Below are 15,014 nucleotides of genomic sequence, written 5' to 3'. Positions count from 1 at the left end.
CTGTCCTCTCGGGGTTGGTGCGGAGGCGGCTCTTAGTTCTCGGCGGTCGACTGCCTGCGCTCCACCAGGGGAAGCGACCGGAGCTGGCGCTCCAAGTGCCACTGGAGGTGCGCCGCGACCAGACCGCTGCCCTCGCGGCGCGGACCGGTCGGGATCTCGTCGACCACGTCCCACTCGCCGTGCAGCAGCGCGGCGAGCAAGCGCAGGGTCTCACCCGATGGTGAGGCGCTGCCGGGCGGGCGGCAGTTGGCGCAGACCACCCCGCCCGCCTGCACGTTGAACGACCGGTGCGGGCCGGGCTCGCCGCAGCGGGCGCACTCGCCCACCGCCGGGGCCCAGCCCGCGAACGCCATCGCGCGCAGCAGGAACGCGTCGAGCAGCAGCGACGGGTCGCGCCGCCCGTCGGCGAGCGCCCGCAGCGCCCCGGTGACCAGCAGGTACAGCCGCAGGGCCGGGGCGCCCTCCTCGGAGGTGAGCCGGTCGGCGGTCTCCAGCACGGCGCAGCCCGCCGTGTACCGCTGGTAGTCGTCGACCAGGACCACGCCGAACGCGTCGATCGTCTCCACCTGGGTGATGACGTCGAGCGTGCGGCCGGGGTGGAACTGCGCGTCGACGTGCCCGAACGGCTCCAGCCGCGCCCCGAACCGCGACGAGGTGCGGCGGACGCCCTTGGCGACCGCGCGCAGCTTGCCGTGGCGCTGGGTGAGCAGCGTGATGATCCGGTCGGCCTCGCCGAGCTTCTGCACCCGCAGGACCACCCCCGTGTCCCGGTACAGGTTGGCCACCTAGAACCCCAGCCTGCGCAGCTGCTTCGGGTCGCGCTGCCAGTCCTTGGCGATCTTGATGTGCAGGTCGAGGTAGACGCGGGTGCCGAGGAGCTTCTCGATCTGGTGGCGGGAGGTGATGCCGACCTGCTTGAGGCGCTCGCCCCGGTGGCCGAGGATGATCGCCTTCTGCGAGGGGCGCTCGACGAACACGTTCGCGTGAATGTCGACCAGGTCGTCGCGGCCCTCGCGGGGCAGCATCTCCTCCACCACGACGGCGATGGAGTGCGGCAGCTCGTCCCGCACGCCCTCCAGCGCGGCCTCGCGGATCAGCTCGGCCACGAGGGTCTGCTCGGGCTCGTCGGTCAGCTCGCCGTCCGGGTAGAGCGGCGGGCCCTCCGGGAGCTTGCCGAGCAGCAGGTCGGAGAGGGTGTCGACCTGGTAGCCGTCGACCGCCGAGACCGGGATGATCTCGGCGAACTCCATCACCTCCTGCAGCGCGATGAGCTGTTCGAGGACCTGCTGCTGGGGGACCAGGTCGGTCTTGGTGACGATGCCGATGACGGGGGTGCGCTTGGCGATCTTGGCAAGCTCGGCGGCGATGAACTTGTCGCCGGGGCCGACCTTCTGGTCGGCGGGCACGCAGAACCCGACCACGTCCACCTCGGACCAGGTCTCCCGGACGAGGTCGTTGAGGCGCTGGCCGAGCAGGGTGCGCGGCCGGTGCAGACCGGGGGTGTCGACCAGGATCAGCTGGCCGTCCTCGCGGTGCACGATGCCCCGGATGGTGTGCCGGGTGGTCTGCGGCTTGCTGGAGGTGATCGCGACCTTGGTCCCGACCAGCGCGTTGGTCAGCGTCGACTTGCCAGCGTTCGGGCGGCCGACGAAGCACGCGAAGCCGGAGCGGTAACCATCCATCCGCCCATTGTCCCTGCTGTCCGTTCCCGCCCGCCGCCGGGCGGGGAGGGGCGGGACCGCGGATGCCTGGTAGGACGCGGGCGGGCGGGGTTCGGGTGGGCGGTGGGGCGGGATCGGGCGCGGCGGCGGGCGCGGGCCGCCCGTTCGGGGGACGGACGGGTGGGACCGCTCCCGGTTGGGCGGGGTGCGCCGGGAGCGGTCGTCACGCGGCTCAGCCAGGTCCGGCGGTGATGCGCGGCCCCAGCGCGTGAGCCGCCTCGAAGCCCGACCACCCGTCGTCCTCGGCGGCCCTCGCTCGGGCGACCGCGCGCCAGCCGTCCCGATCGAGCACGGCCGGGTGAGCCGCCCGCTCGGTAGTGGTTGAGGTAGCCGCCGTCGCAGGCGTGGCGGGGCAGCCAGTGCCGCAGGACCGGGATCGGGGGGTGGCGCGCTCGATTCCGTCGATCATGAACCCGTGATCCGCCCCGCGTGCGCGCGGGGCGGCGGTCCCGCCCGCCGGGCTCCGAGCTCAGGCGGGCGGGACCGGCTCACTTCCTCTTCGACTTCTTCACCGGCTTCGGCGGCGACACCCGGTTCAGCGCCAGCCGCTCCGGCAGGGGGCCGCCCTCCTCCAGCCAGGACGCCACGTCGTCCACCACGCCGTCGTCCAGCGCGAACCCCAGCCACACCGGCTGCTGGCCGCGCGGCTTCACCACCAGCACGTTCGAGCTCTCGCACGCGTCCAGGCAGTCCGCCGTCCGCACGCTCAGCCGCCCGCCCGACCCCGCCGCCAGCTCGCGCAGCCTGGCCAGCTGGTGCTCGTGGTCGAAGTCCGGGTGCTTCTTGACCGTGCCGCAGCAGCAGCCGCGGCACACCGTCACGTAGTCCCGCACCTACGCCGTCTCCACGACCGCGCCCGAGCCGTCCGCCCGGAACACCGGCGCCGACGCGCCCAGGTCGCGCACGGCCGCCACCGACGCGGCGTCCAGAGCGTCCGCGCCGGTCACCACCGCCGCCGCCTCCAGGCCCTCCGCGCCGCTGGCCACCGCAGCCGCCACGGCGGCCTGCAGCGCCGTCAGCGCCAGCGACGGCAGCGCCACCGTGGTCGCCGCGTAGGTGCGACCGTCGGTGTCCCGCACCGCCGCCCCCTCGGCCGCGCCCGTGCGGGCCCGCGCCGACCTGGCCAACGTCACGATCTTCAGGTCCTCCGGACCGAGCTCACTCATCGCCGCCGCTCCCCTCGTCATCCTCAGCGGGCCTGGCCAGCGGGCGCACCAGCACGGTCGTGATGCGCATCCGGCCCCGCTCGTCCTTGCCGCCCTCGGCGCGCATCCGCAGCCCGGCGATCTCGGCCTCGGTGCCCGGCAGCGGGACCCGGCCCAGGCGCTGCGCGAGCAGACCTCCGACCGTCTCCACCTCGTGGTCGTCCAGCTCGGTGCCGAACAGCGAGTCCAGGTCGTCCACGGGCAGCCTCGCGCTCACCCGCACCGCCCCGTCCGCCAGGTACTCCACCGGCTGCCGGTCGTCCGTGTCGGACTCGTCGGTGATCTCCCCGACGATCTCCTCCAGGATGTCCTCGATGGTCAGCAGCCCGGCCGTGCCGCCGTACTCGTCCACCACGACCGCCAGGTGGTTGCGCGACAGCTGCATCTCCCGCAGCAGGTCCGCGACCGGCTTGGTGTCCGGGATGAACGCGGGCGAACGCATCACGTCCGACACGAGCTTGCCGTTCGGCTGCTCGGACAGCGCGATCCGCACCAGGTCCTTCAGGTTCACCACGCCGACGATGTCGTCCACGCTCTCGCCGATCACCGGCACCCGCGTGTACCCGGTGCGCAGCGACAGCGCCAGCGCCTGCCGCACCGACTTGGCCTGCTCGATCCACACGATCTCGGTGCGCGGCACCATCACCTCGCGGGCGATGGTGTCACCCAGCTCGAACACCGAGTGGATCATCTCGCGCTCGCCCTCGTCGACGACGCCGCGCTCCTGCGCCATGTCGACCAGCTCGCGCAGCTCCACCTCGGACGAGAACGGACCCTCGCGGAAGCCCTTGCCCGGCGTGATCGCGTTGCCGACCAGGATCAGCAGCTTGCTCAGCGGCCCCAGCACCCGGCCGAGCACCCGCACGGGCGCGGCGGCCAGCAGGCTCACCGCGTACGGGTGCTGGCGGCCCAGGGTGCGCGGACCCACGCCGACCAGCACGTACGACACGACCAGCATGCTCGCGCCCGCCGTCAGCACCGCCGCCCAGCCCACCGGCACCAGCCGGAAGCTGACCACGGTCACCAGGACCGTCGCGGACAGCTCGCAGCCCAGGCGCAGCAGCAGGAGCAGGTTCACGTGCCTGGGCCGGTCGCCCAGCACCATCATCAGCTGCTTGGCGCCCGGCTTGTTCTGCCGCAGCAGCGCCTCGACGCGGGCCCGCGACACCGTGCCCAGCGCCGCGTCGACCCCGGCGAACGCGCCCGCGGCCAGGATGAGCAGGACCGCCAGCACCAGCAGCCCGGTGGAACCGGCTATCACCCCGGCCGCCTCAGGCGCTCGGCTCGGCGGGTCGCTCGGGACCGTCGTCCTCCAGCCCCGCGGCGCCCAGCAGCTTGGAGTCCGCCGCGCGCTGGGCCGTCTTCCGCTCGGCCTCCGCGATCGAACCCCGGTAGTCGCCCAGGATGCGGTTCTGGAGCGTGAACATCTCGCGCTCCTCGGCGGGCTCGGCGTGGTCGTAGCCCAGCAGGTGCAGCACGCCGTGCACGGTCAGCAGGTGCAGCTCGTCCATCAGGCTGTGGCCCGCCTTGGCGGCCTGGTCCTCGGCGAACGCGGGGCACAGCACGATGTCGCCCAGCAGCGCGGGCCCGAGCCCGGCCGCGTCGGGGCGGCGGGCCGAGTCCAGCTCGTCCATGGGGAAGGCCATCACGTCGGTCGGGCCGGGCAGGTCCATCCAGCGCTGGTGCAGGTCGGCCATCACGTCCAGCTCGACCAGCAGCACGGACAGCTCCGCCAGCGGGCTGACCCCCATGCGGTCCAACGCGAACCGGGCGGCGGCGACGATGGAAGCCTCGTCGACCTGCGCGCCCGACTCGTTAGCGATCTCGATGCTCACGGCGCCTATCGTCCCCGCCGCTCGCCCCGAGCCCGCGCACCGGGTCCCCGGTGGTGGCCGTCGGCCTGCTCGTCCTGCTCGACCTGCCACTTCTCGTAGGCGTCCACGATGTCGGCGACCAGCTTGTGCCGGACCACGTCACCGCTGGTCAGCACGGAGAAGTGCACGTCCTCGACCCCGTCGAGGATGTCCCGCACCACCCGCAGCCCGCTGCGCTGCCCACCGGGCAGGTCGACCTGGGTGGTGTCGCCGGTGACGACGACCTTCGACCCGAAGCCGAGGCGGGTGAGGAACATCTTCATCTGCTCGGGCGTGGTGTTCTGGGCCTCGTCGAGGATGATGAAGGCGTCGTTCAGGGTGTTGTGGGTGAGCAGGTGGCCCTCGGTGACGTAGAGCGAGTCCTCGGCCGCCACCTGGATGCACACCGCCTCGGCGCGGCCCTCGGGCTCGATGCTGTCGACGAACCGCATCGGCCTGCCGCCACCGCCCGCGGCGCGGTACTTCTCCCGCTTGCGCGCCAGCCGGAACGGCTCGACGCCCTCGGGGAGGCGGATGTCGAGGACGTGGGCCGGATCGGTGTCCGCCGTGACGACGTGGGCCACCCCGCCCAGCGACCGGACCAGGTCGACGACGCCGTTCAGCAGGGCTGACGAGGATGTCTCGAACCGGACCGCGCACGTCCGCCCGAGCTGCCCCACCGGAGCGCCTGCGGCGTCGAGGAGCCCTTGGAGCAGCGCGAGCCTGACTTCGACGGTGTTGGCCAGGTAGACGTCCGGGATGGCAACGCCTTCAGGAGCGGCCGCCAGCGGCGTCGCAACCGGGTTCTCCAGCACCGCCACGCCACGACCTCGGCTCGTCCCACCGGGCGGCGCGACCGGGACGACCGACGCGCCGGCAGCGTGGAACGAGCGGCCCAGCGCGTACGGGTCCACGGGCACCGGCTGCCAGGGCAGGCGCACCGGACCAGTGAGCACCGGCAGTTCGTGACGGGCGTCGCCAAGGCCGGCCGCGATCTCCTGGGTCTCCAGCACCCGCCACGGCTTGTCCCGACGCCGGTCGGAGGCGGTGCGGACGGTCCACAGGTGCTCGCCGCAGGCCAGGACGGACGAGCCGTCCTGGGCGGTGACCCGGTACATGTCCTTCTCGCCCTGCGGGTAGACCCCGAGCACCGGGGTCGGCTCGCCGTCCGAGCCGACGACCAGGTCGCCCACCCGCAGCTCGCCGATGGGGCGGAAGCCGTCGGGGGTGAGCACCTTCGTGGTCACCGGCTGGGCCCGGCCGCGCATGTAGGCCAGCGGCGCGACCTCGATCGTGCCCGCCTGCATCAGGCGCGGGATGGACTCCGGCTCGACCATGTCGTGCAGCGCGTCGTACAGCGGGCGCAGGTAGGGGTCGATCTTGTCGTTCAGGGTGCCCGGCAGGTAGCCCAGCCGCTCGCCCGCCTCGACGGCGGGCCTGGTCAGGATGATCCGGGTGACCTGCTTGGCCTGGAGGGCCTGCACGGCCTTCGCCATGGCCAGGTAGGTCTTGCCGGTGCCCGCGGGACCAAGGCCGAACACGATCGTGTTCTTGTCGATGGCGTCGACGTAGTGCTTCTGGTTGAGCGTCTTCGGGCGGATGGTGCGACCGCGCCGGGAGATGATGTCCAGGCTCAGCACCTCGGCCGGGGACTCGCTGGTGCCCGCCGACAGCATCGCGATCGTGCGGCGCACGGCGTCGGAGCCGAGCTGCTGGCCGCGGCCGGCGAGGGTGACGAGTTCGGTGAACACCCGCTCGGCGAACGCGACGTCCGCGGGCTCCCCGGTCAGGGTGATCTCGTTGCCCCGGACGTGGACGTCCGCGTCGAGCAGCTCCTCCGCCGCGCGGAGGTTCTCGTCGCGTGATCCGAGGAGTGCGAGCACCGCGCCGTCCGGCACGGAGAACTTGGAGCGAGCTTGCGCCTGCGGCGTGCTGTCAGCGGTGTCGGCCACGTGGCCTCGGGCCTGCTTCCTGCGCTTTCGCGTCGAATCCGTCGGATCGGGTCACCCCCGATGCTAGCCGCCCGAAGCGCTCGGGTGCACCGGAGTAACGGGCCGTGACGGGCCGGGGGTCTACTGGGGACCGTGGAAGAGCTGCGCTTTCTGACCCCCGACGACGTCCCCGCCTGCCTCGCCCTCGCCACCGGCCGGGGCTGGTCCCACGAGGAGCGCAAGTGGCGGTTGCTGCTGGCCACCGGCACCGGGCTCGGGCTGTTCGACGGCTCCACGCTGGTCGGCACGACCGTGCTGACCCGCTACGGCGACGCGCACGCGGCGCTGAGCATGGTGCTGGTGGCCGAGGGCAGGCAGGGCCGGGGGCTGGGCCGCCGGCTGGTGGAGGCCGCGCTGGAGCGCGCGGACGCGCCGGTGGTGTCGCTGCACGCCACGGAGCAGGGCCTGCCGCTGTACGAGAAGCTCGGGTTCGTGGTGTCCGGGCCGGAGCTGGTCACGCACTTCGGGGTGTTCACCGGGCCGCCGTCCGGGGCCACGTCGCCGCCGGCCGACCCGGCCGCGCTGGTGGCGCTGGACGCCGAGGTGTTCGGCGCGGACCGGTCGGCGCTGTGGGAGGCGTACCTGGGGTTCGCCGAGCGGGTGGTGGTGTCGGCGTCCGGGTTCGCGGGCTGCTGGGCGGACCCGAGCCCGCTGGTGGTGGGCCCGGTGGTGGCCGAGGACGTGGCCGGGGCGCGGGAGCTGGTCGCGGACCTGGTGTCCGGGCGGGACGCGCGGGTGGACACCGCCGATCCGGGGTTGCGCGCGTGGCTGCTGGAGAACGGGATGCGCGAGGGCTACCGGGTGGCGCCGATGGTGCTGGGCGCCACCCGTCCGCCGGGCCGCCGGGAGCGGCTGTTCGCGCCGATCGCGCAGGCGCTGGGGTGAGGTCGCGGGCGCTCAGGCCAGCGGGCCGAGCCGCGTGCCGCCGAGCAGGTGCAGGTGGGCGTGGAAGACGGTCTGCCCCGCGTCCGCCCCGGTGTTGAACAGCAGCCGGTAGCCGGACCCGCCGACGCCCTCGGCCTCCGCGATCTCGCCCGCGGCCAGGAACAGCTCGTCGAGCACGCCGGGGGCTGCCTTGGCCAGGGCCACGGCGTCGGTGTCGTGGCGCTTGGCCACGAGCACGACGTGCACGGGGGCCTGCGGCGCGATGTCGCGGAACGCGATGACGGTGTCGGTCTGGTGCACGACGGTGGCGGGGATGGCGCCGTCGGCGATCTTGCAGAACAGGCAGTCGTCCATGCCCGGAGGCTAGTGGACCAAGCTCAGCGCGGCGGTGCGGCAGGCCTCCCACGCGGGGGTGCCGACGGTGATCAGGTCCAGGTGCCCGGCGCCGGGGACGGTGATCAGCCGCGCGCCGGTGAGCTGCGCGAACGCCTCGCTCTGGGCGAGCGGCACGTCCTCGTCGCGGTCGCCGTGCACGAGCACGACGGGCTTGCCGACCGGGGGCGCGGCGGCGGGCGAGGCGTCGGCGTAGCGCTCGGGGGCCTCGTCGGGGGTCGCGCCGAGCAGCTCTGCGGCGCGGCGCGTGATCCGCGGGTGCTGGAGCAGGTCCAGGACGCCCGCCTGGGCGACCGCGCCGACGACCCTGGGGTGCCGGGCGGCGGCCCACACCGCGAGGTGGCCGCCCGCCGAGTGGCCGAGGGTGACGACGGGGCCGAGCGCCGGGTCGAGCGCGTCGACGGCGGCCAGGACGTCCTGCCCCGTTTGCGGCCACCCGCCGGTCCCGCCCGCACGGCGGTACTCGACGTTCCACGCGGTGACGCCGTGCGCGGCCAGGTCGGCGGCCAGGGGGCGGCCGAGGGAGAGCGTGTAGCGCTGGTGCCAGAACCCGCCGTGGATCACCACGACGACCGGCCCGGAGCCGCTCAGCTCGCCGAACTGGTCGGGGTCGGGGCCGTACTCGATGCGCTGCACGCGACCAGTGAACCGCACCGCGCCGGAGGGGCGCGGGTGGGCAGGCCACGCCGGCTCTCTTGATCGTTTACGCCGAATGCTGTTGATCTTGCTCTGCCCGGCGGATTGATCTTGGTCGCCGCGTCGTCCAACGTCGAGCAGTTGGCTGTGCGGGCGTTCGAGGAGCGGTGATGGGGTCGAGATCGGCGCGGGCGGCGGCCTGCGCGGGGGTGGTCGCGGCGCTGGTGGCGGGGGTGGTCTCCGGGAGCGCGCACGCGGACCTCGAACGGGTGGAGCGGTCGCGCTGGACGGCGGCGTGGGCGGCGAGCCCGGTCGTGGGCGGCCCGAACCCCCACAACGACTGCCCGTCGGGCGGCGCGGGCCTGACCGACCGGACCGCGCGGAACGTGGTGTTCACCAGCGCGGGCGGCGACCTGGTGCGGATCAGGCTCGGCAACGCCTTCGGCACGACCCCGCTGCGGGTCGACCGGACCACCGTGGCCCACCAGGGCGGCGGGGCGGCGCCCGTTCCCGGCACGACCAGGGCGGTCACCTTCGGCGGGTCGCGCGAGGCGCTCGTCCCGGCGGGCGGGGAGCTGCTCAGCGACCCGGTGCTGCTGGACGTCGCGGCCCTGTCGACGCTGCTGGTCAGCGTGCACTTCCCCGGCCCCACCGGGCCGCTGAGCAACCACCCGTTCACCGCCCAGGGCAACTACCTCGCCGAGGGCGACCGGACCGACGACCGCACCGGCGAGGGCTTCGCCGACAGCCCGTGCTGGCTGGGCGTGAGCGGCGTCGACGTGGCCGAGCGGGGGCAGCGGTCGGCGGGCGCGGTCGTGGTGTTCGGCGACTCGATCACCGACACGGCGGCGAGCACCGACAACACGAACCGCCGCTGGCCGGACTTCCTGGCCCGCCGGCTGGCGGCGCGGGGCGGCCGGACGCCCTCGGTGGTCAACGCGGGCCTGGGCGGCAACCGGCTGACCGCCGACCGCGAGGGCGAGCCCCACTACGGCGTCGCGGGCACGACCCGCTTCGCCCGCGACGCCCTCGGCCAGACCGGCGTGCGCACCGTCGTGGTCCTGTCCGGGGTCAACGACCTCAGCTTCGACGCCACCGCCGACGAGCTGATCGCCGGCTACCGCGACCTGATCGCGCAGGCCCACCGGCGGGACGTGCGGGTGGTCGGCGGCACGATCATGCCGTTCCGGACCTCGTTCGTCTGGACGCCCGAGCGGGAGGCGACCTGGCGGAGGGTGAACGCCTGGATCAGGACCTCGGGCGAGTTCGACGCGGTGGTCGACTTCGCGGGCGCCATGGCCGCGCCGGGCGACGACGCCCTGCTCGACCCCGCCTACGACCGGGGCGACGGCCTGCACCCGACCGACGCGGGCACCGAGGCCATGGCGGACGCGGTCGACCTGCGGCTGCTCTGAGCACACGCCGGTTGGTCCGGTGGCCGCCCGCCTTGCTCCGGGCAGCGGGTTGACCGGCCCGCGCCCGGCGGCCAGCGTCGTCAGGTGGGCGATGCGAGCTGGTGAGGAGCGGCGATGGGGCCGAGAGCGGTGCTCGGAGCGGTGCTGGCGGCGGTGCTGGCGACCGGGGTGGTGACCGGGACCGGGCAGGCGGAACCAGAGGGGACGCGCTGGGTCGGCGGCTGGGCGGCCAGCCCGGTGGTCGGCAGCACGATCCCGTGGAGCGACTGCCCGGCGGGAACCGGCCTGACCGACCGGACCGTGCGGAACGTGGTGTTCACCAGCGCGGGCGGCGACCTGGTGCGGATCAGGCTCAGCAACACCTTCGGCACGACCCCGCTGCGGGTCGACCGCACCTCCGTCGCCCGTCAGGACGCGGGCGCGAGGCCCGCCCCCGGCACGACCAGGGCGGTGACGTTCGGCGGGTCGCGCGAGGCGCGGGTGCCCGCCGGTCGGGAGCTGCTCAGCGACCCGGTCCGACTGGACGTCGCGGCCCTGTCCACGCTGCTGGTCAGCGTGCACTTCCCCGGCCCCACAGGCCCCCTGACCAACCACCCGTTCACCGCCCAGGGCAACTACCTGGCCACCGGTGACAAGACCGGCGACCGCACCGGGACCGGCTTCACCGACACCCCGTGCTGGCTGGGCGTGAGCGGCGTCGACGTGGCGCGGGAGCGGGCCGCGGGCACGGTCGTGGCGTTCGGCGACTCGATCACCGACACGTCCGCCACCACCGGCAACACCAACCGCCGCTGGCCCGACTTCCTGGCCCGCCGCCTCGCGGAGCGCAGGCACGCCCCGTCCGTGGTCAACGCGGGCCTCGGCGGCAACCGGCTGGTCGCCGACCGCGAGGGCGAGCCCTACTACGGCGTCGCGGGCACGACCCGCTTCGCCCGCGACGCCCTCGGCCAGACCGGCGTGCGCACCGTCGTGGTCCTGGAGGGCGTCAACGACATCGGCTTCGGCGCCACCGCCGACGAGCTGGTCGCGGGCTTCCGGAACCTCATCGCCCAGGCGCACGCGCGCGGGGTGCGGATCGTGGGCGGCACGATCCTGCCGTTCAAGACCTCGTTCGTCTGGACCCCGGAGCGCGAGGCGACCTGGCGGGCCGTGAACACCTGGATCAGGACGTCCGGCGAGTTCGACGCCGTGATCGACTTCGCGGCGGTCACCGCAGCACCCGACGACGACGCGGTGCTCGCCCCGGCCTACGACAGCGGGGACGGCCTGCACCCCGGCGACGCGGGCACCGAGGCCATGGCGGACGCGATCGACCTGCGGCTGCTCTAACACGAGGAGGTGAGAGCCTGCGTCGCGGTGGGACCTGGGGGTCGCCCCACCGCGACGCGGCAACCGCCGGACCGAGGGGGGAGGTGTCCGGCGCGCTCGAACGAGTCCGCTACCGACGGGTAGCCAGTGCGGTGCCTCAGGACACGAGGGTAACCGCTGTCACCCGCGTTCGCCAGAAAAGAGCAAGCCCCACTACGCCCAGCGATCGGTCAAAACGCCCAGAGCACCCAGCGCCACGGCCCCCGCGGTGGACGCCCTGAGCACCGAGGGCCCCAGCCTGACCACGTGCGCACCCGCCTCCACCAGCGCGGACAGCTCCTGCTCCGCGATGCCGCCCTCCGGGCCGACGACCAGCAGGACTTCACCCGAGGGTGGCAGCGCCACCGAGCCGATCCCGACTTCGGCGGACTCGTGCAGCACCAGCACCGCCGCCGCCCGCGACGCGAGCGCCGCGAGCTGCTTCGTGGTGACCGGCTCCCCCACTTCGGGGACCCGCGCCCGACGTGCCTGCTTGGCCGCCTCGCGGGCGGTGGCCCGCCAGCGGCCGAGCGCCTTGGCGCCGCGCGGGCCGTCCTCCCACTTGGCCACGCACCGCGCCGCCTTCCACGGCAGCACGGCGTCCACGCCCGCCTCGGTCGCCAGCTCCACGGCCAGCTCGCCGCGCTCGCCCTTGACCAGCGCCTGCACCAGCACGACCCGCACGCCCGGCTCGGGCACGGTCCAGCGCTCGACCACGCGCAGCCGCAGCGAGTCCTTGAGCGCCTCGGTGATCTCGCAGCGCACCTGGTCGCCGCTGCCGTCCGACAGCACCAGCTCCTCCCCCGCGCGCAGCCTGCGCACGGTGGCGGCGTGCCTGCCCTCCGGGCCGTCCAGGACGGCGTCGGACCCGGTGGGCAGGCTCTCGACCAGGAAGACGGGGAGGGTCACCGGTGGCCGCGGCCGGAGCGCAGCCGCGAGAACAGCCCGCCGCCCTTGCCGCCACCCGACAGCGAGGGCTCCTCCTCGCCGCGCACCGAGGCCAGCTCGCGCAGCAGCTCGGTCTGGCGGGCGTCGAGCTTGGTCGGCACCACGACGTCCAGGTGGACGTGCAGGTCGCCGCGCCCGTCGACGCGCCCGTTGGAGCGCAGCCTCGGCATCCCCCGACCGGTGAGCACCAGCTCGGTGGCGGGCTGGGTGCCGGGTTCGATCTCCAGCTCCTCCTCGCCGTCGAGGGTGGACAGCGGCAGCACCGCGCCGAGCGCGGCCGTCGTCATCGGGATGCGCACCGAGCAGTGCAGGTCGGAGCCGTCGCGCTCGAACACGTCGTGGGCGATCTCCTCGACCTCGACGTACAGGTCGCCCGCGGGGCCGCCGCCGGAGCCGACCTCGCCCTGACCGGCCAGCCGCACCCGCATCCCCTCGGCCACACCGGCCGGGATCTGCACCGAGATGGTGCGGCGGGAGCGGACCCGGCCGTCGCCGGCGCACTGCTGGCACGGGTCGGGGATGACCTCGCCGAAGCCCCGGCAGACCGGGCACGGCCGGGCCGTGACGACCTGGCCGAGGAACGAGCGCTGCACCGACTGCACCTCGCCGCGTCCGCCGCAGGTGTCGCAGCGCACCGGGGACGCGCCCTCCGCGCAGCCGCTGCCCACGCAGCGGTCGCACAGAATCGCGGTGTCCACCGTGAGCTCGCGGTTCGCGCCCGCCGCGCACTCCTCCAGCGTCATGGAGAGCCTGATCAGCGCGTCCGATCCGGGCTGGACGCGGCTGCGCGGTCCACGACCGCCGCCTCCCGCGCCCGCGCCGAAGAACGCGTCCATGATGTCGCCCAGCCCGAAGCCCGCGAACGGGTCGCCGCCGCCCGCGCCGCGCCCGCCGCCACCCGGCTCCAGCGGGTCGCCGCCCAGGTCGACGACCTGCCGCTTGCGGGGGTCCGACAGGACCTCGTAGGCGGCGGTCACCTCCTTGAAGCGCGCTTCCTCGTTGGGGTTCACGTCCGGGTGAAGCTGGCGCGCGAGCTTGCGGTAGGCGCGCTTGATCTCCTCGGGTGTCGCGTTCTTGGAGACCCCGAGCGTGCCGTAGTAGTCCCTCGCCACCGTGCTGTCCTCCTGCGGGCGCGCTGGAACACGCGCGCGCTAGCCTGCGTCGCTTGCGAAACGTCCTGCGGGCGCGGGGTGTTCCCTCACCGGACGGTGAGGATGTCCCCCACGTAGTGGGCGACGGCCCTGACGGCCGCCATCGTGGACGGGTAGTCCATCCGGGTTGGTCCGACGACGCCCATGCCGCCGAGCAGCTTGTCGACGCTGCCGTAGCCGATGGACACGACCGAGGTGCCGCGCATCTCCGCCGCCTCGTTCTCCTCCCCGATGTGCACCAGCACGGTGCCGGGGTCGTGCGAGGCCGCCAGCAGCTTGAGCACCACCACCTGCTCCTCCAGCGCCTCCAGCACCGGGCGCAGTGAACCGGGGAAGTCTGCCACGTTCCGGGTGAGGTTCGCCGTGCCACCCAGCACCAGGCGCTCCTCGGGGTGCTCGACCAGGGACTCGATCAGCACGGTGCTGACCCTGGTGGCGATGTCCCGGAGCTCGCTCGGCACGGTCTCGGGCAGCTGGGCGACCTCGGCGGACGCGTCCGCGAGCCGCTTGCCGACCAGCGAGGCGTTGAGCATCGCCCGGATGCGTGCGACGTTGTCCTCGGTGATGACGTCACCCAGGTCGACCGACCGCTGGTCCACCCGACCGGTGTCGGTGATCAGGATCAGCATCAGCCGCGCCGGGGTGATGGCCAGCACCTCGAGGTGCCGCACCGAGGCCCGGCTGAGCGTCGGGTACTGCACCACGGCGACCTGCCGGGTGAGCTGCGCGAGCAGCCGAACACTGCGCCGCAGCACGTCGTCCAGGTCGCAGGCCCCTTCCAGGAACGAGTGGATGGCCCGCCGCTCAGCCGTGGACAACGGCTTGACCTCGCTCAGCCGGTCGACGAACAGCCGATACCCCTTGTCCGTGGGCACCCGCCCCGCGCTGGTGTGCGGCTGGGTGATGTAACCGTCCTCCTCCAGCGAGGCCATGTCGTTGCGAACGGTCGCGCTGGACACCCCCAGGTTGTGCCGCTCGACCAACGCCTTGGACCCGACCGGCTCGTGGTTGGAGACGTAGTCGGCGACGATGGCGCGCAACACCTCGAAGCGCCGCTGATCAGCGTTCACCGCGTGCCACCTCCGCTGGTAGGGGGCACTGCCCCCTGATGTCCTCGCCCCGATTTTACGGAGACGACGGGCCAGGGTCCCCGGCGAGTTCGGAAAGTCATTCACAGGTTACGAACAACACCCCACACCAGCGGTCCGCAGCCGACCGCACCACCGAGTTGCAGCAGCAGCTCGCGGGTCGACCGCCTCGCGGGCTGCGGGGCGAGCGCAGCGAGCCCGCAGCTCGCCCATCCCGCGTCCCTCTTCTCCGTTTGGCCTGGCGAAGCCCGAGCACGCTTGTCAAGATGCCGCCGCACTGCCCGGCAGACCGCCTGGTCAAACGGCGTCTTGACGAGCGTGCTTGCCTGAAAGGAGGCCACACGGAGAAGAGGGACCCGGACCACCGCAGGGGTAAACCGC

The 15,014-nt window shown here is 73.8% G+C and carries 14 protein-coding genes and 2 pseudogenes; 3 read left to right on the top strand and 13 right to left on the bottom strand.

From position 1 onward, the window contains the following. Positions 1–32: 32 nt before the first annotated feature. From recO to AMIR_RS41525, 8 genes and pseudogenes are all read right to left on the bottom strand, one after another. A complete protein-coding gene (gene recO, locus AMIR_RS06290; RefSeq protein ID WP_015800097.1) occupies positions 33–785 on the bottom strand; it encodes a DNA repair protein RecO in 753 nt (250 codons plus the stop codon). After that, positions 786–1,682, bottom strand: coding sequence for a GTPase Era (era, locus tag AMIR_RS06285; RefSeq protein ID WP_015800096.1), 897 nt, complete (start codon positions 1,680–1,682; stop codon positions 786–788). A gap of 527 nt (positions 1,683–2,209) precedes the next feature. Beyond that, entirely contained in the window at positions 2,210–2,554 is a 345-nt protein-coding gene (locus AMIR_RS06280) for a hypothetical protein (protein WP_015800095.1), read from the bottom strand. After that, positions 2,555–2,887 (bottom strand): hypothetical protein, encoded by a 333-nt coding sequence (locus tag AMIR_RS06275; protein ID WP_015800094.1) that lies wholly within the window; start codon positions 2,885–2,887, stop codon positions 2,555–2,557. It abuts the gene before it with no gap. After that, on the bottom strand, positions 2,880–4,184 hold the full coding sequence (locus tag AMIR_RS06270) for a hemolysin family protein (protein ID WP_085945073.1): 1,305 nt from the start codon (positions 4,182–4,184) through the stop codon (positions 2,880–2,882). The genes AMIR_RS06275 and AMIR_RS06270 overlap by 8 nt, the downstream gene beginning before the upstream one ends. A gap of 13 nt (positions 4,185–4,197) precedes the next feature. Then, positions 4,198–4,761, bottom strand: coding sequence for an rRNA maturation RNase YbeY (gene ybeY, locus AMIR_RS06265; protein WP_015800092.1), 564 nt, complete (start codon positions 4,759–4,761; stop codon positions 4,198–4,200). A 5-nt stretch (positions 4,762–4,766) separates the two neighbouring features. Continuing rightward, positions 4,767–5,120: pseudogene (locus AMIR_RS41530) on the bottom strand (PhoH family protein); the annotation flags it as partial. Between the two features lie 915 nt (positions 5,121–6,035). Next, positions 6,036–6,731, bottom strand: a pseudogene (locus tag AMIR_RS41525) (PhoH family protein); the annotation flags it as partial. A gap of 132 nt (positions 6,732–6,863) precedes the next feature. Between AMIR_RS41525 and AMIR_RS06255 the strand changes: the two are divergent. Beyond that, positions 6,864–7,655 carry a GNAT family N-acetyltransferase gene (locus tag AMIR_RS06255; RefSeq protein ID WP_015800090.1) on the top strand — a complete coding sequence of 264 codons (792 nt, stop codon included), beginning with the start codon at positions 6,864–6,866 and terminating at the stop codon, positions 7,653–7,655. Positions 7,656–7,667: 12 nt separating this feature from the next. Here the strand turns inward: AMIR_RS06255 and AMIR_RS06250 are convergent, their stop codons facing one another. Further along, positions 7,668–8,009, bottom strand: a complete 342-nt coding sequence (locus tag AMIR_RS06250; protein WP_015800089.1) for a histidine triad nucleotide-binding protein — start codon at positions 8,007–8,009, stop codon at positions 7,668–7,670. 9 nt (positions 8,010–8,018) lie between these two features. Continuing rightward, positions 8,019–8,684 (bottom strand): alpha/beta hydrolase family protein, encoded by a 666-nt coding sequence (locus tag AMIR_RS06245; protein WP_015800088.1) that lies wholly within the window; start codon positions 8,682–8,684, stop codon positions 8,019–8,021. 170 nt (positions 8,685–8,854) lie between these two features. On the opposite strand from AMIR_RS06245, the gene AMIR_RS06240 reads away from it, so the two are divergent. Both AMIR_RS06240 and AMIR_RS06235 read left to right on the top strand, forming a co-directional pair. Beyond that, positions 8,855–10,099 (top strand): SGNH/GDSL hydrolase family protein, encoded by a 1,245-nt coding sequence (locus tag AMIR_RS06240; RefSeq protein ID WP_015800087.1) that lies wholly within the window; start codon positions 8,855–8,857, stop codon positions 10,097–10,099. 114 nt (positions 10,100–10,213) lie between these two features. Beyond that, positions 10,214–11,428, top strand: coding sequence for an SGNH/GDSL hydrolase family protein (locus AMIR_RS06235; protein ID WP_015800086.1), 1,215 nt, complete (start codon positions 10,214–10,216; stop codon positions 11,426–11,428). Positions 11,429–11,620: 192 nt separating this feature from the next. On the opposite strand, the gene AMIR_RS06230 is transcribed toward AMIR_RS06235, so the two are convergent. From AMIR_RS06230 to hrcA, 3 genes are all read right to left on the bottom strand, one after another. Beyond that, positions 11,621–12,355, bottom strand: coding sequence for a 16S rRNA (uracil(1498)-N(3))-methyltransferase (locus AMIR_RS06230; RefSeq protein WP_015800085.1), 735 nt, complete (start codon positions 12,353–12,355; stop codon positions 11,621–11,623). Then, complete coding sequence (dnaJ, locus tag AMIR_RS06225; RefSeq protein WP_015800084.1) at positions 12,352–13,506, bottom strand: molecular chaperone DnaJ; 1,155 nt, start codon at positions 13,504–13,506, stop codon at positions 12,352–12,354. The genes AMIR_RS06230 and dnaJ overlap by 4 nt, the downstream gene beginning before the upstream one ends. 86 nt (positions 13,507–13,592) lie before the next feature. Next, a complete protein-coding gene (gene hrcA / locus AMIR_RS06220; RefSeq protein WP_015800083.1) occupies positions 13,593–14,615 on the bottom strand; it encodes a heat-inducible transcriptional repressor HrcA in 1,023 nt (340 codons plus the stop codon). Between the last annotated feature and the right edge of the window lie 399 nt (positions 14,616–15,014).

This window comes from Actinosynnema mirum DSM 43827 (assembly GCF_000023245.1).
GTDB lineage: Bacteria > Actinomycetota > Actinomycetes > Mycobacteriales > Pseudonocardiaceae > Actinosynnema > Actinosynnema mirum.
The sequence above is the reverse complement of the archived record's forward strand: the minus strand, read 5'-3'. Positions and strand labels throughout refer to the sequence as shown.